General features: G+C 63.0%; 22 protein-coding genes and 1 pseudogene. 15 read left to right on the top strand and 8 right to left on the bottom strand.

The features are described from left to right. Nucleotides 1-132: 132 nt before the first annotated feature. The 6 genes and pseudogenes from NKJ40_RS18640 (at nt 133) to NKJ40_RS18665 (ending at nt 4,590) form a co-directional block, all read left to right on the top strand. Entirely contained in the window at nt 133-627 is a 495-nt protein-coding gene (locus NKJ40_RS18640) for a flavin reductase (RefSeq protein ID WP_352467274.1), read from the top strand. Nucleotides 628-703: 76 nt separating this feature from the next. Continuing rightward, a pseudogene (locus NKJ40_RS18645) lies at nt 704-958 on the top strand (VWA domain-containing protein); the annotation flags it as partial. A 25-nt stretch (nt 959-983) separates the two neighbouring features. Further along, entirely contained in the window at nt 984-1,322 is a 339-nt protein-coding gene (locus NKJ40_RS18650; RefSeq protein ID WP_352467275.1) for an XdhC family protein, read from the top strand. A gap of 6 nt (nt 1,323-1,328) precedes the next feature. Next, nucleotides 1,329-2,033: an XdhC family protein gene (locus NKJ40_RS18655; protein WP_352467276.1), complete on the top strand. Its 705-nt coding sequence runs from the start codon at nt 1,329-1,331 to the stop codon at nt 2,031-2,033. Next, nucleotides 2,030-3,640, top strand: coding sequence for an NTP transferase domain-containing protein (locus tag NKJ40_RS18660; RefSeq protein ID WP_352467277.1), 1,611 nt, complete (start codon nt 2,030-2,032; stop codon nt 3,638-3,640). The genes NKJ40_RS18655 and NKJ40_RS18660 overlap by 4 nt, the downstream gene beginning before the upstream one ends. 92 nt (nt 3,641-3,732) lie before the next feature. Continuing rightward, the gene (locus tag NKJ40_RS18665; RefSeq protein ID WP_352467278.1) at nt 3,733-4,590 is read left to right on the top strand and encodes an alpha/beta hydrolase; all 858 of its coding nucleotides are present in this window, start codon (nt 3,733-3,735) and stop codon (nt 4,588-4,590) included. Here the strand turns inward: NKJ40_RS18665 and NKJ40_RS18670 are convergent. Next, nucleotides 4,587-5,624: a DUF1176 domain-containing protein gene (locus NKJ40_RS18670; RefSeq protein ID WP_352467279.1), complete on the bottom strand. Its 1,038-nt coding sequence runs from the start codon at nt 5,622-5,624 to the stop codon at nt 4,587-4,589. The two genes, NKJ40_RS18665 and NKJ40_RS18670, sit on opposite strands and share 4 nt — an antisense overlap. 123 nt (nt 5,625-5,747) lie before the next feature. Between NKJ40_RS18670 and NKJ40_RS18675 the strand changes: the two genes are divergently transcribed. After that, nucleotides 5,748-6,254, top strand: a complete 507-nt coding sequence (locus NKJ40_RS18675) for a DUF1993 domain-containing protein (RefSeq protein ID WP_352467280.1) — start codon at nt 5,748-5,750, stop codon at nt 6,252-6,254. Between the two features lie 51 nt (nt 6,255-6,305). On the opposite strand, the gene NKJ40_RS18680 is transcribed toward NKJ40_RS18675, so the two are convergent. Then, nucleotides 6,306-6,470: a hypothetical protein gene (locus tag NKJ40_RS18680; protein ID WP_023674744.1), complete on the bottom strand. Its 165-nt coding sequence runs from the start codon at nt 6,468-6,470 to the stop codon at nt 6,306-6,308. 384 nt (nt 6,471-6,854) lie between these two features. Between NKJ40_RS18680 and NKJ40_RS18685 the strand changes: the two genes are divergently transcribed. Next, complete coding sequence (locus tag NKJ40_RS18685; RefSeq protein ID WP_352467281.1) at nt 6,855-7,922, top strand: aldo/keto reductase; 1,068 nt, start codon at nt 6,855-6,857, stop codon at nt 7,920-7,922. Between the two features lie 48 nt (nt 7,923-7,970). Then, nucleotides 7,971-9,236: a cysteine desulfurase-like protein gene (locus NKJ40_RS18690; RefSeq protein ID WP_352467282.1), complete on the top strand. Its 1,266-nt coding sequence runs from the start codon at nt 7,971-7,973 to the stop codon at nt 9,234-9,236. A gap of 18 nt (nt 9,237-9,254) precedes the next feature. Here the strand turns inward: NKJ40_RS18690 and NKJ40_RS18695 are convergent, their stop codons facing one another. The 5 genes from NKJ40_RS18695 to NKJ40_RS18715 all read right to left on the bottom strand — a co-directional run bounded on the left by NKJ40_RS18695 (nt 9,255) and on the right by NKJ40_RS18715 (nt 14,932). Then, nucleotides 9,255-10,286, bottom strand: a complete 1,032-nt coding sequence (locus NKJ40_RS18695; protein WP_352467283.1) for a histone deacetylase family protein — start codon at nt 10,284-10,286, stop codon at nt 9,255-9,257. Then, complete coding sequence (locus NKJ40_RS18700; RefSeq protein WP_352467284.1) at nt 10,283-10,792, bottom strand: GNAT family N-acetyltransferase; 510 nt, start codon at nt 10,790-10,792, stop codon at nt 10,283-10,285. Before NKJ40_RS18700 ends, NKJ40_RS18695 begins: the two co-directional genes overlap by 4 nt. A 193-nt stretch (nt 10,793-10,985) precedes the next feature. Next, the gene (gene kce / locus NKJ40_RS18705; RefSeq protein WP_352467285.1) at nt 10,986-11,915 is read right to left on the bottom strand and encodes a 3,5-dioxohexanoate:acetyl-CoA acetone transferase; all 930 of its coding nucleotides are present in this window, start codon (nt 11,913-11,915) and stop codon (nt 10,986-10,988) included. 7 nt (nt 11,916-11,922) lie between these two features. Then, nucleotides 11,923-13,290, bottom strand: coding sequence for an aminotransferase family protein (locus NKJ40_RS18710; RefSeq protein WP_352467286.1), 1,368 nt, complete (start codon nt 13,288-13,290; stop codon nt 11,923-11,925). A 1-nt stretch (nt 13,291) separates the two neighbouring features. Next, nucleotides 13,292-14,932 (bottom strand): N,N-dimethylformamidase beta subunit family domain-containing protein, encoded by a 1,641-nt coding sequence (locus NKJ40_RS18715; protein ID WP_352467287.1) that lies wholly within the window; start codon nt 14,930-14,932, stop codon nt 13,292-13,294. Nucleotides 14,933-15,088: 156 nt separating this feature from the next. Here NKJ40_RS18715 and NKJ40_RS18720 point away from each other — a divergent pair, with 156 nt between their 5' ends. From NKJ40_RS18720 to NKJ40_RS18740, 5 genes are all read left to right on the top strand, one after another. Continuing rightward, complete coding sequence (locus tag NKJ40_RS18720; protein WP_023674751.1) at nt 15,089-15,337, top strand: ParB N-terminal domain-containing protein; 249 nt, start codon at nt 15,089-15,091, stop codon at nt 15,335-15,337. A gap of 121 nt (nt 15,338-15,458) precedes the next feature. Beyond that, a complete protein-coding gene (locus tag NKJ40_RS18725; protein WP_352467288.1) occupies nt 15,459-15,944 on the top strand; it encodes an SRPBCC family protein in 486 nt (161 codons plus the stop codon). Nucleotides 15,945-15,968: 24 nt separating this feature from the next. Continuing rightward, a complete protein-coding gene (locus tag NKJ40_RS18730; RefSeq protein ID WP_352467289.1) occupies nt 15,969-16,925 on the top strand; it encodes an alpha/beta fold hydrolase in 957 nt (318 codons plus the stop codon). A 196-nt stretch (nt 16,926-17,121) separates the two neighbouring features. Then, the gene (locus NKJ40_RS18735; RefSeq protein WP_352457758.1) at nt 17,122-17,520 is read left to right on the top strand and encodes a GFA family protein; all 399 of its coding nucleotides are present in this window, start codon (nt 17,122-17,124) and stop codon (nt 17,518-17,520) included. A gap of 119 nt (nt 17,521-17,639) precedes the next feature. Then, a complete protein-coding gene (locus NKJ40_RS18740) occupies nt 17,640-17,852 on the top strand; it encodes a hypothetical protein (protein ID WP_023674755.1) in 213 nt (70 codons plus the stop codon). A gap of 13 nt (nt 17,853-17,865) precedes the next feature. Here the strand turns inward: NKJ40_RS18740 and NKJ40_RS18745 are convergent, their stop codons facing one another. After that, entirely contained in the window at nt 17,866-18,780 is a 915-nt protein-coding gene (locus NKJ40_RS18745) for a hypothetical protein (RefSeq protein ID WP_352467290.1), read from the bottom strand. A 252-nt stretch (nt 18,781-19,032) separates the two neighbouring features. Between NKJ40_RS18745 and NKJ40_RS18750 the strand changes: the two genes are divergently transcribed. Then, entirely contained in the window at nt 19,033-20,052 is a 1,020-nt protein-coding gene (locus NKJ40_RS18750; protein ID WP_352467291.1) for a GH25 family lysozyme, read from the top strand. Nucleotides 20,053-20,189: the final 137 nt, after the last annotated feature.

The following is a 20,189-nucleotide window of genomic DNA, read 5'->3' on the forward strand; positions in this document are numbered from 1 at the left end:
TGCCGTCAAGACCTAAAGGCTGGCCAGCTTTGGCGCAACACGCGAATTCGGGATATAGCTCAAGCACTTCGCTTGTGGCATGCAATATCCCCCCATATATAACGGTTGGTTCTGACCAGTGGAAAATCATCGGTGCTGAAGAAGAATGACATCGGGCCGCAGGCCTACCGCGACGCGATGGCCCATTTTGCCGGCCATGTACATGTAGTCACCACCGATGGCCCCGCCGGCAGGCGCGGCGCGACGGTGATCGCGGCCTGCTCGGTGTCGGACACGCCGCCGACCATCCTGGTCTGCCTCAATCGTGAAAATTCCAAGAACGAGCCGTTCGTGGAAAACGGCAAATTTGCCCTGAACACGCTGGCTTCGGATCAGGAGCCGCTGTCGATCGGCTTTTCCGGCATTACCGGCCTGCCGGTCGAGGAGCGTTTCGCGTTGGCCGAATGGGATGTGATCTCGACCGGTTCACCGACGTTGAAGGGCGCGCTCGCCGTCTTCGACTGCGAGTTGGTCGACACCAAGGATCTGGCCACGCACCGTGTGCTTTTTGGCAATGTGACAGGTTTGCGCATCGGCGATAATTTGCGGCCGCTGATCTATCACAACCGCGGCTACCACGCTCTGTAGAGGCTTTCAGATGGCCGCGCCCACGGAGACAGAATGACCGAGTTGAAACAGCGTCCGGCGCCGCGGACGATCGACGAGACGCCTGTCGGAGGAAATGGAACGGCTGCATAAATCCTGCCGGCGGCTGATCTGGCTGAACCCGCTGCTGCGCTTCGACGGCTTCGAGGCGCGTGCCCGCGGCATCAAGGCGATGCTGCCGCGTGTCGACGAATTCCGTTCGGTGCACAATCTCGATGCGCTCGCCGATCTCTGTGCGTCGCTGGATAAAAATTCGGTACGTTCGGTTGACCCGCGCAGGTGGATCGAGGCTGGCGCGAGGCGCGTCGCATAACCACATGTCTCCTAGGGAGAAAATCATGGAACACAGTATCTATCTCGATGAAGCCCGCGACCCGCTGGTCATCGCGGAGGGCTGGATGAAGGACGGCAAGGACGTCGCCATCGCCACCGTGGTCGAAACCTGGGGTTCGGCACCGCGTCCCGTCGGCAGCCACCTGGTCATCGACGCCGAAGGCAATTTCCACGGCTCCGTCTCGGGCGGCTGCGTCGAAGGCGCCGTGGTCACCGAGGCGGTCGATGTTATCGATAGCGGCAAGGCGAAGATGCTGGAATTCGGCGTCGCCGACGAAACCGCCTGGCAGGTCGGCCTGTCTTGCGGCGGCCGCATCAAGGTCTATGTCGAAAGATTGGGTTGATTTCGGATGGATCCCTACGCGCTGAAGACACTCAACGCCGAACGCCGCGCCCGCCGCGCGGCGATCCTGGTCACCGACCTCGGCGACGGCCGCGACCGTGTCGTGCGCGAGGGCGACCAGGTAGCCGGCGAACTCGGGGCGGCCATCGCCAAGGCATTTCGCACGGGCAATTCCGGTTCGGTCGAAGCTGAGGGGCGGACGTTCTTCCTCAACGCACATCTGCCGCAGCCGCGCCTGGTGGTGATCGGCGCCGTCCACATCAGCCAGGCGCTGGCACCGATGGCCAGGATCGCCGGCTATCCTGTCGAGATCATCGATCCGCGCACGGCCTTTGCCACGTCCGACCGCTTTCCCGACATCGCGCTGCATGCCGAATGGCCGGAGGATGCGCTGAAGCGCCAGCCGCTCGATAGCTATACGGCGCTGGCTGCTCTCACCCACGATCCGAGGATCGACGATTTCGCGCTGAAGGCGGCACTCGACGCCGGTTGCTTCTATGTCGGGGCGCTCGGCAGCCGCAAGACCCACGCCAAACGTGTGGAACGCCTGCTGGCTTCAGGGGCGACCGCCGACCAGATCGCTCGCATTCATGCCCCGATCGGCCTCGACATCGGCGCCGCCAGCCCGGCCGAGATCGCCGTCGCGGTGCTGGCGCAAGCAATCCACGCCTTTCGCTCCCGCGGTCTCGAATCCAAAGGCGCGGTCGCGTGAAATTTGGTCCCGTTGCGATCGATGCGGCCGAAGGGGCAGTGCTGGCGCACGCCACCACAGCCGGAGAGCGCCGCTTTCGCAAAGCGCACAGGCTAAGCGCCGGGGATGTGTCCCTGTTGAAGGCCGCTGGCATTTCCGAGGTCGTCGCGGCGGTGTTGGCGCCCGATGATCTCGGCGAGGATGCGGCCGCCGAAAAGATCGCCGCATGTATGATCCACCGCAACATCGAGGCGAAGCCCGCCGCGACCGGCAGGGTCAACCTCCACGCGCAGGCTGCCGGCATGTTCACCGTCGATGCGGCGATGATCGACGCTATCAACGCTGTCGATCCGACGATCACCATCGCCACGCTCGCGCAGCATGCGCCGGTCGAAAAAGGTCAGATGATAGCAACGGTGAAGATCATTCCGTTTGCGGTCGCCTCCGCTTTGGTGGATGCGGTGGCAAGGATCTGCGCCGGCGGCGAGATCTTTGCGGTCAACGCCTATCAGCCGGTGCGCGTCGGCGTCATCCAGACGGTGCTGCCCGGCATCAAACCCAGCGTGCTCGACAAGACGCTGCGCGTCACCGAAGCACGCCTGGCGCGTTCGGGCGGCAGGCTGACGGCGGAGCGTCGAACGCCGCATGAAATTATCCCCGTCGCCGAGGCTGCGGCCTCGCTGATCCGCGACAACGATATGGTGGTGATCTTCGGCGCTTCGGCGATGGCCGATTTTGGCGACGTCGTTCCCGCTGCGATCGAAAGGGCGGGCGGCACTGTCATCCGCGCCGGTATGCCGGTCGATCCCGGCAATCTGCTGGTGCTCGGCACACTAGGCGGCAAGCGCATCATCGGTGCGCCGGGCTGCGCCCGCAGCCCCAAGGAGAACGGCTTCGATTGGGTGCTCGACCGGCTGATCGCCGGCCTCGATGTGACCGCCAGGGATATTGCCGGCATGGGCGTCGGCGGGCTGTTGATGGAAATTCCGACGCGGCCGCAACCGCGCGAGCCGTTGCCGGCCAAAGCCGAACCAAAGGTCGAGATCGTGCTTCTGGCCGCCGGCCGCTCCAGCCGCATGGGCGGACCGAACAAGCTCTTGGCGCTGTTCGATGGCAAGCCGCTGGTCCGTCGCACTGCCGAGCGCGCGATCGGTTCGAAAGCCGCGGCCACCATCGTCGTCACGGGCCACCAGCGCGAGCGCGTGCGCGATGCACTGTCGGGCATGGATGTGATCTTCGCGGACAATCCGGATTTCGCCGAGGGCCTGTCTTCGTCGCTGAAGGCAGGCATCGCCAAGATTTCCGGCGACGCCGCCGGCGCCATGATTGTCCTCGGCGATATGCCCGGCGTCGCCTCGGCCGACCTCGACAGGCTGATCGAGGCGTTCCGCAGGTGCGAAGGCCGATCGGTGGTGCGGGCCTCGCACGATGGGCGGCGCGGCAATCCCGTGCTGCTGCCGCGTTCGCTGTTTGCCGCGATCGCTCACCTCGAAGGCGATACCGGTGCCCGCCATCTGGTCGAGGCCGAAGGGCTCGACGTCATCGATGTCGAGATCGGCGAAGGGGCAGCCGTCGATGTCGACACGCGCGAGGCGCTGGAAAGCGCCGGCGGCGTGCTGCAGGATTGACAAACCGAAGCCGAAAAACGCATGGCTGCGGGATGGCCTTTCGTTCCTGCTTCCGGTTCCGCTTGCCTCCCTCTGGCCTCCCGGCCCTGCTGATGGCGATTCTTTTGCCGCTCTCTTGCGCCGCCTACGCCAACGCTCTCGAACTCAAACCCTTCAAGGATGATCTCTTCGCCTATCCGGCGACGCTCTCATCCGAAAACAACGGCGCGTATTCGGTTATCGATTATCGTGAGATGCGCGACATCAACGCTCGTGACGAAGTGCCGGAGCGTCGTGTGCACGCGCAATACACCGAAACCGGCGTGCGCAAGGTGCAGCAGGATCTCTTGCTGAAGACCGACGCCGGCGACGTCCGCCACATTGCCGTCGGCAAGACAGATGGTGCGGGTATCATCGTGCTTTACCTGCACGGGCAGGGCGGCAGCCGCAAACAGGGCGCCGACGACTTCACCTTCGGCGGCAATTTCAACCGCATCAAGAACCTGATGGCCGGCAATGGCGGCCTCTATCTGTCGCCGGATTTTTCCGATTTCGGCGACACTGGTGCGACCCAGATCGCCGCATTGATCGGCCACTATGCCGAACAATCGCCGCGCGCAAAAATCTTCGTCGCCTGCGGCTCGATGGGCGGCTCGTTATGCTGGAAGCTGGCCGCCCGCAAGGACACCGGCGGGCGCATCGACGGGCTGCTGCTGCTCGGCTCGCTGTGGGATGAGAGTTTCTTCTCCAGCCCGGCCTTCAAGCGCCGTGTTCCGGTCTTCTTCGGCCAAGGCAGCAAGGATCCGGTATTTCCGGTCGAGAAACAGGAAGGCTTCTTCCGATCGATTCTGGCCAAGTCGAAAACCTATCCGACCCGGTTCGTCCGCTTCGAGACCGGCACGCACGGCACGCCGATCCGCATGACCGACTGGCGCAGCACGCTCAACTGGATGTTGTCGAAGGCTCCTTAAGGCGCGGTATTGTAGTCGACGACCGTCTGCGGATTTTCCTCGCCGTCATAAGACGCGTCGACATCGTACTGAACCAGGGAAAAATCGCCGTTGCGAAACAGATAGGTCCCCGACGAAGAGGCATCGCCGATGCCACGCCATTTGTTGAAGGTGGTGATCGTCTTGGTCTCTTCGTCATAATCGGAATTAGTTGCCCAGCCGGAGGTCTGGAAGCCAACTATGGTCATGCCCAGCAATTTGCCGTCGCTGTCATTGTTCTCGTAGCGGATGTCCATTTCAGGTTCGGCGAACTGCAATTGTCTCACGCCAAGCACGTCGTCGCTCATGTAATAGATCGAGTTTTCGTTGTAGGCCGCGGCCGAGCAGGCGAAATGGAAAAGCCGCGTTTCACTTTCGGGATCACTGGCAGCTGCATCCTTGCCCTTATAGTGGATCGAGAAAATCTCCGGCTCCTGCGCCAAAAGATCCTTGTCGCACTGGTCGCCATAAGTTGCGGCAAACGCCTTGTTGGCCCGCTCAAGCGCTGCGTCCTTCTTCGCCGGCGGCGGTCCTTCGCCGCAGCTTGCCGGCACGGCATCCTCGAAATCGGCCTTTGAGGGTTTCAGCGCACCCTTGTCGATGAAGATCGCGCGAAATGGCGGTTCCTGGATCGAGGCATTGATCTGGCGCAGCGTATAGCAGCCGGCAAAGACATTTTCGCTGCCGTCCTTGGCCGTCGCCCGGATGGCGACCGGAACGCTGTAGTAGATGCTGCCGGCAGCCCCGTCTTCGGATACGCCACCGGTTTTGACTTCGACCGTGTCCGTGCCGTCATAGCCTTTGACGAAGGAATTGAAATCCTTGGCCGGCTTGGTGTCGCCGAAATAGTCCCAGGCGCGTGCGAATTCGTGCCGGCTGATGGCACTATAAAGTGACCGGATGACCGCTTCGGCATTCGACCTGTCGTCGATATAAGGCGCGTCTGCGGCGAGCGCCGATTGGCCGGCAACGGCAAGAGAGATAAAAGCGGTCGCGGCAAAAAGGGCGCGTCTCATCGGGAACCTCCACTCGATGAAAAATCCTATCATATCGATTGCGGCGGCGTGGTGACGCTTGAACAATCGCCTGCGAAAGCGCTACCTCTCGCCGTCGGCAGTCGGGCCGCGTGGAGATTTCTTGTGACCATATCAATGTATGAAGCATCCGTGCCGGTATTTTCGGCGAGGCTGAAGGCACTAGCCAATGTGCTGGACATTGCCGAGCAAAATGCGGCTGATCGCAAGATCGATCCGCAGGTGTATCTGACGGCGAGGCTGGCGCCGGACATGTTTGCGCTGACCAGGCAAGTACAGATTGCCACCGATCACGCCAAGGGCGCGCCGTCGCGGCTTGCCGGGCGTGAGGTGCCAAAATACGAGGACAATGAGGCGAGCTTCGCTGATCTGCAGGCGCGCCTTGCCAAGACGCTCGATCTACTCGCCACGTTCTCGGCGGCCGAATTCGATGGTTCAGATGACAGGATGGTGGAACTGAGGCTTGCGGGACGCGAGCTTTCGATGCCGGGAATGCAGTATCTGCTGCATGCCGCCATGCCCAATTTCTATTTCCACCTGACCACCGCCTACGACATCCTGCGCCACAACGGCGTGCCATTGGGCAAGTCGATCTTCCTCGGATTGCGTTGAGATCCGCTCGTGAGATATCCCGCTGCGGCGGGATATCTCACGGTGCGCTGTTTAGCGCAGGGACATTTCCCGGGCGATGCGCGGGAAATCGGCCGGCTTGACGCCGATATCGGCGCGATCGGCATTGCTCATCGAATGGAGCAGCGCCAGTGCCGCACGATAGCGCAGCTGTTCCCGCGGACGCGGACGGGCGAACATTTCAGTGAAGAATCCCATGATTCAAGCCCCTTATTGAACCTCCACGGCGGTCAGTATAGGCAGATCATGACAATTGTGCAGTGCAGCATTCGCATGGCAGCCATGCTGCCCTGATCTTTTTTGACATAATTCGGCTGTTCCGGCGAAACTTCTGCGGCGCTTCAACCGTAGGCCTCAGTGCCGGCACTTGGCCGGTTTTTCCTCGCCATTCCTGGCGAACTTCCGGACTGCATTTCACATGCAGTTCGGCTTTTAATTGGCCGCAGGGATGAACCCCGTCCGCCGGCGTCCTGGGAAAGTCGCCTGACCTGCCGTCGGTGGGCTTGGAAGCGGGCGGCGCTTTCTTGTATGCTATTGCTTCCTCCTCGCGCAGCCGCGCAAAATTCCCGCCGGAGAAACTCCATGCACAAACGCCGTCTCGGCCAGACCGATCTTTTCGTGTCGAAGATCTGCCTCGGATCGATGACCTGGGGCCAGCAGAACACCGAGGCGGACGGTCACGCCCAGATGGATCTGGCGGTTGCTCGCGGCGTCAATTTCATCGACACCGCCGAACTCTATCCGATCCCGCCCAAGGCGGAGACGCAGGGCCGCACCGAGGCAATCATCGGCAACTGGATGAAGGCGAAGCGCAACCGCAGCCAGGTGATCCTCGCTTCCAAAGTGGTCGGCCGCACCGCCAACACCTGGTTTCGCGGCGACCGCCCGTCGAAACTGGTTCGCGCCGACATCTTCGACGCTGTTGATAAGTCACTCGCCAGGCTCAACACCGATTACATCGACCTCTATCAGATCCATTGGCCGGAACGCGACGTGCCATGGGGCGCCAATCCGAACCGCATCGGCGCCGTACCGCGACGGTCCGATGCCGCCGGCGTGCCGGAGGGCGAGACGCCGATCGCTGAGACGCTTGCCGTATTCGATGAACTGGTGAAGGCCGGCAAGATCCGCCATTTCGGCCTGTCGAACGAGAATTCCTGGGGCGTCATGCGTTTTATTGCCGAAGCCGGCAAGGGCCTCGGCCCGCGCGTCGCCTCGCTGCAGAACGCCTATAATTTCGTCAATCGCACCTTCGAGGTGAACCTTGCCGAAGTCTGCGAGCGCGAGCAGGTGTCGCTGCTTGCCTATTCGCCGCTGGCGCAAGGCTATTTGACCGGCAAATACGATCATGGCGCGCGGCCGCAGGGCTCGCGCTCGCAATTGTTCAACCGCGGCCAGCGCTACGAGACGCCGAATGCTGCCGAGGTGCAGCTCGAATACAACCGGTTGGCGCGCACCTTCGGCATGGAGCCGGCGCTGTTTGCCAATGCCTATGTCTCAAACCGGCCCCTAGTCACCTCGAACATCATCGGCGCCACCACCATTTCGCAACTCGAAATGGCGCTCTCTTCCGCCGACGTGGTCTGGACCGACGAGATGCAGAAAGCCGTCGACGCGATCCACCAGCGCGTCGGCAATCCGTGCCCTTGATGCGTCGGGACGTGGTTGTCCGATCGTCATAAGGAGAGGGGAACAGCCATGGATTTCCGGATCGACGCGGTGCGCGCGAAATTTCCGGCCTTGTCGTTGACCGACAAGGGCCGCAGGCGCATTTATCTCGACAATCCTGCCGGCACGCAGGTGGCGCAGGCGGTGGCGGACGCGGTGTCACGCTGCCTGCTGACCACCAATGCCAATCTCGGCGGCTTCTTCGAGACCACCATTGCGGCACAGGACATTGTCGACGAGGCCCATCTGGCGATGGCGGATTTTCTTGGCGCGGCAAGTCCGCGGGAAATCATTATCGGCGCCAACATGACGACGTTGACCTACCACATGTCGCGAACGCTTGGCCGTACGATGAAACCCGGCGACGAGATCATCCTCACCCGCATGGACCATGAGGGCAACATCTCGCCCTGGCTGCAACTGGCTGAAGACCTTGGCCTGGTCGTGCGCTGGCTGCCTTTCGACCAGCAGAGCTGGCAGGTCGAGGAGGCAGCACTCGCCGCGCTACTTTCCGAGAGGACGCGGCTCGTCGCGCTCAACTATGCCAGCAATCTCACCGGGTCGATCAACCGGGTGAAGGCGTTGACCCGTATCGCGAGGCAGGCTGGTGCGCTGGTCTACGTCGATGCCGTCCAGTTCGCGCCGCATGGCCTGATCGACGTCCAAAACCTTGGCTGCGATTTTCTGATCTGCTCGGCCTACAAGTTCTTCGGCCCGCATATGGGAATTTTGTGGGGCAGGCTGGACGTCGTCGATGTGCTGCAGCCGTATAAATGCCGCTGCTCGTCCAATGCCTTGCCGGAGCGCTTCGAGCTCGGCACGCCGCAAATTGAATTGATGGCCGGCCTGTCGGCGGCTGTCGATTATTTTGCCGAGTTGGGCGCAGCAGCCGGCGAGCAAGCGTCGCGCCGACGGAAAATCGCCAAAGCCTTCGAAGTTTCAATCGCTTACGAGAACCCGCTGGCGCAACAGCTGATCGACGGTCTGTCGGATATTGCCGGCCTGACCATCCACGGCATCACTGATCCGAAGCGGATCAATGAGCGTGTGCCGACGGTGTCGTTCACTGTCGAAGGCATCGTGCCGGAGACGATCGTGCGGCAGATGAATGCGGAAAACATCTTCCTGTGGTCCGGCCACAACTACGCCTGGGAGATCGTGCACCAGCTCGGCATTCCGGCCGAGCAGGGCGTGGTGCGCATCGGCATCGCTCATTACAACACTTCAGCCGAGATCGACGAGACGCTGGAGAGCGTGCACCGCGTTGTCGCCATGCTGAGGCAGGAACGATCCTGAGCGGGCCTCGCGGGCGGATCATCGCTTGTGGGCGCCGCCAAAACCGGTGAGGAAAGCGGTGAGATTGTCGCCGAGCTCGTCGCAGAGATAGCCGCCTTCCTGGACGATGACCGTCGGCAGGCCGAGCCCGGCGATCGCCTCGCCAATGCGCGAAAAACCAGGCGTGCTCACCGACAGCCCGCCGAACGGATCGCCTTCGAAGGCGTCTAGCCCCAGCGCCACCACAAGCGCATCGGGCGAGAAGGCGTTGATGCGCTGGAACGCTGCCGTCAGCGCTTCGAGGAAAGCCGCATCGCCGGATTTGCGCGGTAGCGGCAGGTTGAGATTGTAGCCGAGGCCGGCGCCTTCGCCGCGCTCGTCGGCATAGCCCCAGAAAAACGGATAGAACCGCACCGGGTCGGCATGCAGCGACACGGTGAGCACGTCCGGCCGGGCATAGAAGATGCCTTGCGTGCCGTTGCCGTGGTGCAGGTCGACATCGAGGATCGCCACCCGCGCCGCCTGCTTGCGCAGAACCTGTGCGGCGACCCCCGAATTGTTGATGAAGCAGAAGCCGCCGGCGACATCGGCAAAGGCGTGATGGCCGGGCGGCCGGCACAGCGCATAGGCGGCCGGCGCTCCCGACATCACCGCCTCGGCGGTTTCAACCGCGCTCCAGGCGCTCCAAAGCGCGCTCTGCCACGTCTCCCCGGAGATCGGGCAGGCGGTGTCGGCCATGTGGTAGCCGGCTTGGCCGACCGCCGAGGCCGGATAGGAGCCGTTCCGCGCGATCGGGTGGATGTTGGGGATGACCTCGGCCGAGGCGCCCTCGATGCGCTGCCAGCGCGCGAAGATATGGTGAAGGAAATCGAGATATTCCGGCGTATGCACCGCGGCAATCGGGCCGAGCCCGTGATCCCGCGGCCGTTCGATCGTGCAGCCGGCAGCCTTTGCGCCGGCTAACAATCGCTCGACCCGTTCCGGCTTTTCCGGATTGGGCTGCGGCGCGCCGCTTGAGAGGAACGCCTTCGGGTCGTGGCGCTTCTGTTCTTCGGCATAGAAGGCTTTCATGTTGGCTCCTCCGGTGCCTCGGCAAAGGCGAAAAAGGCCTCGCCGACGATCTTTTGCACCTGCTCGTAGCTTGACCAGCCAATGCCCAACCGTTCGTAAAAAGCCTTGGCCGTCTCGTTGTCGGTGTCGACGGACAGCCTGAGGTAAACGCCGCCGTCTTTGCGGCATTGCGCCGCGACCCGGCGCAGCAGGCGCTCGCCGATCCTGCGGCCGCGAAACCGGTCCTCGATGTAGAGGTCCTGCACATAGACGCCGGGCCGGCCCATCCATGTCGAGAAGATCGGAAAATAGAGGCACAGCCCGGCAAATTCGCCACCGACTTCGGCGATCAAGGTCGAGAAGGCAGGCTTTTCGCCAAAGCCATAGGTGCGGAGATCCTGAGCTGTCGAGGTGATCTCCTGATGTGCGCCGACATGCGCGCCGAGCCGTAAGAGCGCGGCGTGGATGGTTTCGACGTCCTCGACGGTGCCGGGCCGGATAAGTACGCTTGTTGATGGCGTACTCACGGCAGGCAGGGCGCCCAGGCACCCCCCTCTGTCCTGCCGGACATCTCCCCCTCATGGGGGGAGATTGGATGTCGCGCCGGGTTTCGCCATTCACCAACGTTGCAGGGTGGGCAGCGAGATCGAAGCTGCCGATCTCCCCCCTTGAGGGGGAGATGGCCGGCAGGCCAGAGGGGGGTGTGCCGGAGCGCAACCATCAGAACGCCACGCGGTCGCCGCCCTTGAGCGCCAGCATCTGCCGCGCCTCGGCCGGCGTCGCAACGTCCAGCGACAGCCCGTCCAGCACGCTGCGGATACGGCGCACCTGATCGGCATTGGACTTGGCGAACTGGCGCCCGTCGTAAAGGCTGTCCTCCAGCCCGACGCGGACGTTGCCGCCCATCGCCGCCGCAATCGAGATCATCGGCATCTGGTGGCGTCCGGCGGCCAGCACCGAAAATTGGTAGCTGGCGCCGAACAGTTTGTCGGCGATGCGCTTCATGTGGATCAGGTTTTCGGGGTCGGCGCCGATGGCACCTAATATGCCGAAAACGAACTGGATGAACAATGGTCCCGACACCAGCCCGCGGTCGCGGAAATGCGCAAGCGAATAGAGATGGCCGACATCGTAGCACTCGAATTCGAAACGCGTGCCGCAGCCGCGCCCAAGCTTTTCCAGCACCGTCTCCATATCGGCAAAGGTGTTCTTGAAGATCGTGTCGCGGGTGGCCTCGAGTAGCTTCGGCTCCCATTCGTGCTGCCATTCGCGCGGCCGGTCGAGCATCGGGAACAGCGCGAAATTCATCGAGCCCATATTGAGCGAACACATTTCCGGCTCGGCCCTGAGCGGCGCGGCCAGCCGCTGGTCGAGCGTCATCAGCGAGGAGCCGCCGGTGGTGATGTTGATCACTGCATCGGTCGCCTGCTTGATGCGCGGCAGAAACTGCATGAACACCTCGGGGTCGGCGGTCGGCCGCCCATCCTTAGGGTCGCGGGCGTGAAGATGCAGGATCGCGGCGCCGGCCTCGGCGGCGGCGATTGCATCTGCGGCGATCTGGTCCGGCGTCACAGGCAGATGCGGCGACATCGACGGCGTATGCACCGACCCGGTGACGGCGCAGGTGATAATGACTTTTCGCGGTGCCATGGTCGCCTCAACCTTCGACCGGCAGGTCGAGCTCGCCGGCCAGCACTTCGAGCGAGTCGCCGATGATGGATACGATCTCGCCGATCTGCGCGGCGGTGACGATCATCGGCGGCGCGACCATGAAATTGTCGCCGTCGACACCGCCCTTGACCTTGCGTCCGTAGATGATCAGACCGCGCTCATAGGCGAGGTCGAGCAGGCGCTGGGTGGCCTTTTTCGCGGGCTCGATCGGCCTCAAAGTGTCGGGATCGGCGACCATTTCGGCACCGGTGAGCAGGCCCTTGCCGCGGACATCGGCGATGAATGGAAACCGCTTGGCCAATCCCTTTAGTTCGTCCATCAAAAGGTCGCCCATGACAGCCGCGTTGGCTATTAGGTCGAGGCGGTCCATCTCACCGAGTACGGCGAGCCCGGCGGCGCAGGCGAGCGGGTTGCCGGCATAGGTATGGCCGTGCTGAAAGCCGCCCGATGCGAGCAATGGCTGCACCAGCCGCATCGGTGCCGCCAGCGCGCCGAGCGGCGCGTAGCCCGAGCCCAGCCCCTTCGATAGCGCAACGATGTCGGGCCTGCAGTTCCAGTGATCGCCGCCGAGGAATTTTCCGGTGCGACCCGCACCGCTCATCACTTCGTCATGGATGAGCAGGATGCCGTAGCGATCGCAGATCTCGCGGATGCGCGGATAATAGCTGTCCGGCGCCACAAGTGCTGCCGTGGAAGCGCCGCCGACTGGCTCCATGATGAAGGCGAGCACGCTCTGCGGTCCCTCGGCGAGGATCTTTTCCTCCAGCATGTCGGCGTAGCGGATGCCGCGCTGTTCCATCGAGAGATTGTCGCGGTCGCGCCAGGCGATGGGCGCCGGCACGGTCGGCATGACCTGCATCATCGGCGTAAAATTTTCGGCCAGCGCATCGTCGCCGGTGACGGCGAGCGCACCAAGCGTGCCGCCGTGATAGGACGGAAAGCGCGTGATCACCTTCCAGCGGCTGGCCTGGCCGGTGGCAACCGCCCATTGCCGCGCCAGCTTGATGCAAGATTCCGTAGCTTCCGAGCCGCCGGAGACGAAAAAGATGCGGTCCAGGCTCTCGGGGAGTTTAGCCGCCAGCTGCCGCGCGAGCTCCTCTGCCGGTTCGTTCTCGAAATGCAGGCGGTAGGCGAAGGTGGCGCGGTCCATCTGCCGTTTCATCGCGTCGAGCACGTTGCGATTGGAGTGGCCGATATTGGCGACCATCGGGCCGCTCGATCCGTCGATGAAGCGGCGGCCATCCTGCGTCCACATGTAGATGCCTTCGGCGCGGTCGATCAGCGGCCGGCGCACGCTGGATAGATAAAACAGATGCGAGGCTTCGCGAGTTTCCGGGGCAGGAGACTTCAACATGTCATGGCTTTCCAAGATAGCGGTCGAGGACATTTCTGGTGACGCGCTCGACCATCGCATCCTGCCTTAGCAGGCCGGCAATCCATTCGCAGCTTCCGGCGTGAAACACCTCGCCTTTGCCGCGCGGGAAATTGACGATCATGCCGTTGCCGCGTTTGACCTTGTCGAGGTTGGCATCGCTTGCCTCGCCGAACAGCGTCTCGGCGGTGAAGCGTCCGTCCTCGTCGCCGAGAAACTGGTCCTCGAACGCAATGTCGGCGCTTTCCTCGACCTGGCTCGCCATGCCGACGGCCAGCACTTGCAGCCCGTCCGGTGCACCGCTGTCGGGCTTGGGGTAGGGCAGGCCGCCGCGGATCTCGAAATCGAGCCCGTCGACCTCGTAGCCATAGACATGGCTGTCGGCGCCGAGCAGATCGCCATAGTAGATGCCGGTGCCGGCAAACGCCCAATGCTCCGGCCGGTAGACCGGAAAGCCGCGCACGCCGCGCGGCGCGCAGCCGCCCCAGCCGGCATAGACGCCTCTTGTCGCGTTAAGCCCGAAGGTCGCCGCACCCGGCCGGCCGATTTCCGGCGCTTCCCAGGAATTGGTGGCGCGCCTCACATCGCCGCCGCGATAGGCCGGGTCTTCGGCGCGGGCGCGGTATTTGTAGCAGACTTGCCGGCGGCCTTCGTCCTCCAGCCTGGTCTGCCACATGAAATTGCCGGCAAAGCGCGCCGCATGACCGCCGCGCTCGACATAGGTGTCGACCGCATCGCGCATTTCCCAGGTCCAATATTCGTCGTGGCCGACCAAGACGACGCAGTCATAGCCGTCGAGAATGTCGGGCGAAAAATGCAGATCGTGCTGGCTGGCGAGATCGACGGCGTAGCCGGCACGCTCGGCGAAGCGGAAGAAATGGCTGTCGTAGCTTGCCCAGCCGGACGAGGCGTATTTCTTCGAATGGCCGGTAGCAAAGGCCCATTCCATATGCGGATAGCGCGGCACGGTTTTCGGCGGCACGGCGACTTCGAGCGGCACGCGCGGCGCGTCCCTGGGCAGCACGACGAAGCCGCGGCACCACGGCCGTTGGGTCGACACCATTCGTGCATATTGGTCCCGGCCTGGCCCGGTGATGCCTTCGTAATGGTTGGAACCGCCCCATGTATTGTAGGCGAGCCAGGTGCCGGTGGCAGCCACCTGCAGCACGCGGCCGGGTTTCTTGCCGGGCTGCGGCGAGACGATGAAAAGGTGATGACAGCGGATCGGCTTGCCGTCGCGACCGTCCGCTTCAAGCGTGACGCGATAGGCGCCGGATGGCCAGTCGTCGCCGATGCGAAACTCGAACGACGCTTGCCAGCCGCAGCCTTCGACCGAACATTGATCCGGCGTATCTTGCCAGCGCGCCGCAATCCCGGTCCTTTCGAACATTGTCGTTTCCGCGCCGCCGTCGCGGATGATTGCGATGCCGAAACCGGCGGCCGTCGAACTGACATGCAGCGCCACCATCTCGCCGGGGCGATAGGAAAAACGGTCGCTGTAGCACCAGATTTCGCCGCGCCTGCCATCCATACCGGGCCATTCCCAGTAATGGCTGCGCACCGCCTGGCGTCGCTGCTCCGGCGTCAGTCCGAAATCGGGAAACTCGGTCGGCGGATGGTTCATGGACACCGCTAAGGTCGAAGGCCGCCATTTCGGCCATCCGCCGGCCAAGCGTCAATTGGAAACGATCGGGCCAGCCATTGCCGGGTTGCTCACTTGGCCTTGCCTGACAAACAGACTATCTCACAAAGGGCGGCGTTGTCCGCCACGGGAGCCGATATGCTGAGAGTGCAAAAGGTCAGGGTCAACGATATCTACGTGCCGACGGCGCGCAAGAAGACGCTGCATCCCGAAACCGTCCGCCATCTGGCCGAGGACATTCTGGAAAACGGCATGAAGATGCCGATCCAGGTGCGCCATGACGGCAAGCGCCATATCCTGGTCGAAGGGTTGCATCGGCTGGAAGCGGCCAAGTGGCTCGGCGAGACCGAGATCGACGCCTACCTCGTCCAAGCCAAGCGCCACTGAAGCCACTTATTTCCGTCGTTCGAATCTCCTGTCCCGCGGATTTTTTCGCGGACCGTGTCGGCTTGCGTCTTGTCGGTTCGTCCTAGACACGGAAGCCAAAACCGACGTGTGAGGAAACATCATGACCACCAAGCTCGACATCGCCCCCAACTCCGATCGCGAGCTGGTTCTCGCCCGCATCATCGATGCGCCGCACGAGAACGTCTATCGCTGCTGGACCGAGCCAAAGCTGTTGACGCAATGGTTCTCGCCGAAGCCGTGGACGACGCCGCACGCCGAAATGGATGTGCGGACCGGTGGCTCCACCCTTGTCGTCATGGCCGATCCCGACGGCAAGGAGTTCCCGAATCCAGGCATCTTCCTCGAAGTCGTACCGGGCAAAAAGCTCGTCTTCACCGATGCCTATACGAAGGCGTGGGAGCCGTCCGAAAAGCCGTTCATGACGGTCATGCTGACCTTCGAGGACGAGGGCGAGGGCAAGACCCGTTACATTGCCCGCGTCGCGCATTGGTCGGTCGCCGACCGCGAACAGCACGAGAAAATGGGTTTTCACGACGGCTGGGGCCAGTGCGCCGAACAGCTCGAGGAGGTCGCACAGCGACTTTGATGCAAACGGGAGAGGGAGACTGACGTGTCCAGATCGGTATTTTTCGCCATTTTCGCCTCGGCCGCCGCGCTGTTTGCCGCGCCGGGCACCATCAACGCAGAGGAGGCCAAGCCCGCCATGACGACCGCAACCGCAACACTGCCGACGCCGGAAAAATCCGGCCTGCTGCCGATCAACGGCCTGAACTATTATTACGCCGTCTACGGCAAGGGCGAGCCGCTGCTTCTGCTGCATGGCGGCCTCGGCACGACCGACATGTTCGCGCCGATCCTGCCAAAACTTGCCGAAGACCGCACCGTCATCGGCGTTGACCTGCAGGGCCATGGCCGCACCGCACTCGGCGACCGGCCGCTCAGCCTGGAGGCGATGGGCGACGACATGGCGGCGATCGTCAAGGCACTCGGCTACGACAAGGTCGACGTGATGGGTTATTCGCTGGGTGGCGGCGTCGCCTTCCGCATGGCCGTCCAGCAGCCTGAAGCGGTGCGCCGCCTGGTGCTGGTCTCGACCGGCTATGCCGCGGACGGCTTCTATGCCGAGATGCGTGGCCAGCAGGCACAGGTCGGCGCGGCGATGGCCGACATGATGAAGGACACGCCGATGTACAAATCCTACGTCGCGGTTGCGCCGCATCCGGAGGATTTTCCGAAACTGCTCGATCAACTTGGCGCCTATATGCGCAAGGACTACGATTATTCCGCCGACGTGCCGAAGCTGAAAATGCCGGTGATGCTGGTGTTCGGCGACAGCGATATGTACCGGCCCGAGCACGAGATCAAATTCTTCCAGATGCTCGGCGGCGGATTGAAGGACGCCGGCTGGATGCGCGAGAACCTGTCGCAGAACCGCCTGGCGATCGTGCCGAACCGCACCCACTACGATGTGTTCTTCGCGCCGGAACTGACAGCTGCCGCGCTGCCGTTCCTCAATGGCCAGACCAAGGTCAAGACCTGGGACGAGGTCGTCAACGAAACGAACTGACGCCCAGTCAATTGTCTGCCGGCCGTCTTCCGCGAGATGGCCGGCATTTCGCCCATGGGGCCTTGGCCCGGCGCATCGGCCAATCGTGTATTGGCCGCATCACAGCTATAGATGGCGCCATCAAAGCTTTTCAATTGACGCTGCCACGCCTATCGATAGGTATGCCGCCTATCCTCACAGGGCAGGGACGCGGGTGATGGCAAGATATCAGGGCGGGTGTTTGTGCGGCGCGGTGCGCTACCGCGCCGAGGCGGCACCGATCAATGAGCGCGTCTGCCATTGCCGGTTGTGCCAGAAGGCGTTGGGTGCCGCCTTCAACGCGCGCGTGCTGTTCCGCATCGATGATGTGACGGTCGACGGACCGCTGGCGACGGTGAATTCCTCGCCCGATCTCAAGCGCGGCTTTTGCCCGCGCTGCGGCACGACGATGTTTTCCCGGCGCGATTCCGCCGGCATTATCGGCATCACCACCGGCTCGCTCGATGATCCCTCGTTGTTCAGGCCTGAGATGCATATCTGGACCGCCTCGAAGCAGCCCTGGGTGCAGATCGACGACGGCCTGCCGCAGTTTGAAGGCGCGCCACCTCCGGCTTGAGGTGGAATCTGGACAAAATTTAATCCGAAGCGACACGAGATAGCCGGCAAAGCGTCATTGGCGGGCCATCATTGCTGCCTATCTATCGGCGTGCGGGCAGGCAGTCGAGGAGGCGACGGATGAACGACAGCATCAACACCCTGGATGAACTCTTGAGCGATCCGATGATCAAGCTGGTAATGGAGCGCGACCGCGTGCAACCGGCACAACTTCGCACGTTGCTCGAAGAAAAGGTCCGCCGGGTAGACGATGATGCGCCGGTCAACGATCGCTTTGTACCGCCGGCCCACCTGATGGCCACGACCTGTCACAAGCTGTGGTTGTGCAGCTAGGGTCTTGAAGCGGTCAGCCGGAATTTGCCGGCAAATAGCTGTAATGGCTGCGGAAATAGGCAAGCTTGAAGCCGAGGCGTGCATAGTTGCGGTAGGCTGGCCCGTCACGTTCGGCTCGCGGCGCCTCGATATCGGCCACGAACAGTTTTGCACCGGCCGCAAGTCCGTCGCGCACCATCGCTTCGCCGAGCATTGCATCGAGGTCGAAGCTCGGCGCCATGATGCCGGGCACCGGCGCGTCGATGCCGCTCCAGGCCATGCCGTCGGCGCCGATGAACATCGAGCGCACCGCCACCACCGCGTCTTCCCGCCGCAGCATGTAATGATGCCAGCCGCGTCGGCCGGCCAGCGCCAGCAACCACGGTGAGGTCGGCAACCGATATTGGCTGTCGATGAACCCAGCCCATTCCCTTGCCGTTGCCGGCGTCACCCGCTCGACCGAGACATCCTCCGTCGGGAAAAGCGGCTCAGCGGGCAATGGCGTGGCGTCGCGAAAGATGCGTTCCCAGCCGCCCTGACGTTGCAGGCCGCGCGCCTCGAGCCAGCAGCTGAGCGTCGCGGGCTCGGTGTGTGGGTTGGTGTAGAACCAGGGCCGCAGAATGCCGGCGTCGCGATAATGCGCCAGAAGCGCGTCGAGCCGGCTCTCGGTGGCCGCGCTCTCGACGCCGAAATTTTTGACACAGTTGAAATGGATGAACGGGATCGTCGTGCAGGTGGTCCAGACGAGATCGCCATCTTCGGCGATGGCAAGGCCTTGCCTTGCGGCAAAGTCTGACGGCGCGGCGCGATAGAGGTCGAGCCACGCATTGACCTCGGCGCGTTCGATGGCGCGACTGAGGTTGCGAGGTATCTCGTCGACGCCGATGGCGGGCGAGCGTGGCTCCGGCGGGATTGCGGGCTGCAATTCCGACAGGGCGGCGGGCTGCATGACTTCCTCCCAAGTATGAACTTACACTGTAAGATTAGTGGAGACTAATCTCATGCCGTGCGTTGTCAAGCCGAGGCAGCGACGTGGGCGAACATTGGAGGGATAGCACACCTCCGCCCGGCCAACGTCTCGCTGCAAAGCCCTAACAATTCGATTCAAACTTTGTTGGTAGTTTCTTGTTAGGAATCCAGCTTGGTTTGTCCGGCGGCGTTGTCCTGCCTTCGGTCTGTTGTGTTTTGCGTACAGGTCCAGATGCGGTTATCAGGCGTCGTCATCTTTTCGATCGCAGCGCTGTGCCTTGCCGGCTGCACATCGACATCCGGCGTCGATGCGCTGCAAGTGCCGTCCAGCGAGACGACCAGCTCGGTTGTGCGGCCGCCCGCGCCGGTGGCATCTGCTGCGAAAACTGATGCTGCGCCCGCCTTCGCGGAACAGGAGCAGGACGAACAGCCGGTCGCCATGGCGGAGCCCGACCAAAGCGTCGAGCCGCCGGCCGAGGTGATCGCGCTGGTATCGCCGCCGAGGCGGCTGACACGCGCAGCGCCAGCAATGCTTGCCGAGCCGGTCACGCGCTATGGTTTTCGCGATGCCAAGCCGATCAATTTCGGCAAGGCATCCTCGCCGAGGCGTCTCGCCGTCCACGGCGTCGACGTCTCGCGCTGGCAGGGCAATGTGAACTGGGGAAAGCTGCGTGCCCAGGGCGCCAATTTCGCCTACATCAAGGCGACTGACGGGGGCGATCATCTCGACCCGATGTTTACCAGGAACTGGCGCAGTGCCGATGCCGCCGGCCTGAAACGCGGCGCCTATCATTTCTTCTACTGGTGCCGGACCGCCGGCGAGCAGGCCGACTGGTTCATCCGCAACGTGCCGAGGGTCGAGGGTGCGCTGCCGCCGGTGATCGACGTCGAGTGGAACGGCGACTCCAGCTGCAAGCGCCGCCCATCGCGGCAAAAGGTGCTGGAGAAGATGCAGGTGTTCATGGACAAGCTCGAGCGCCACTACGGCCAGCGCCCAATCATCTACACCGCGCCCGACTTCTACCGTGACAATCTCAGGGGCGCCTTCCCCGATTATCCGTTCTGGCTGCGCGCCGTGGCGGCGCACCCATCAAAGGTCTATCCCGGGCGCAAATGGCTGTTCTGGCAATATTCCGGGTCCGGCCTGTCGCACGGCGTAAGAGGCCGCATCGACCTCAACGTGTTCCATGGTGATGAGAGGGCGTGGCGCGACTGGGTTGGTGGAAGGCAGATGGTGGCCGAGGCGGAGTAGCGCGGCAGCTTCTTCCTTCTCCCCATGTGGGAGAAGGTGGATTGGCGCGCAGCGCCAAGACGGTTGAGGGGTGTTGGACGGAGTGCGTCGGTGCCAAGCTGGAACACCCCTCATCCGACCTCGCTTCGCGAGGCCAC

The sequence above is a fragment of the Mesorhizobium sp. M0119 genome (genome assembly GCF_040322615.1).
Lineage (GTDB): Bacteria > Pseudomonadota > Alphaproteobacteria > Rhizobiales > Rhizobiaceae > Mesorhizobium.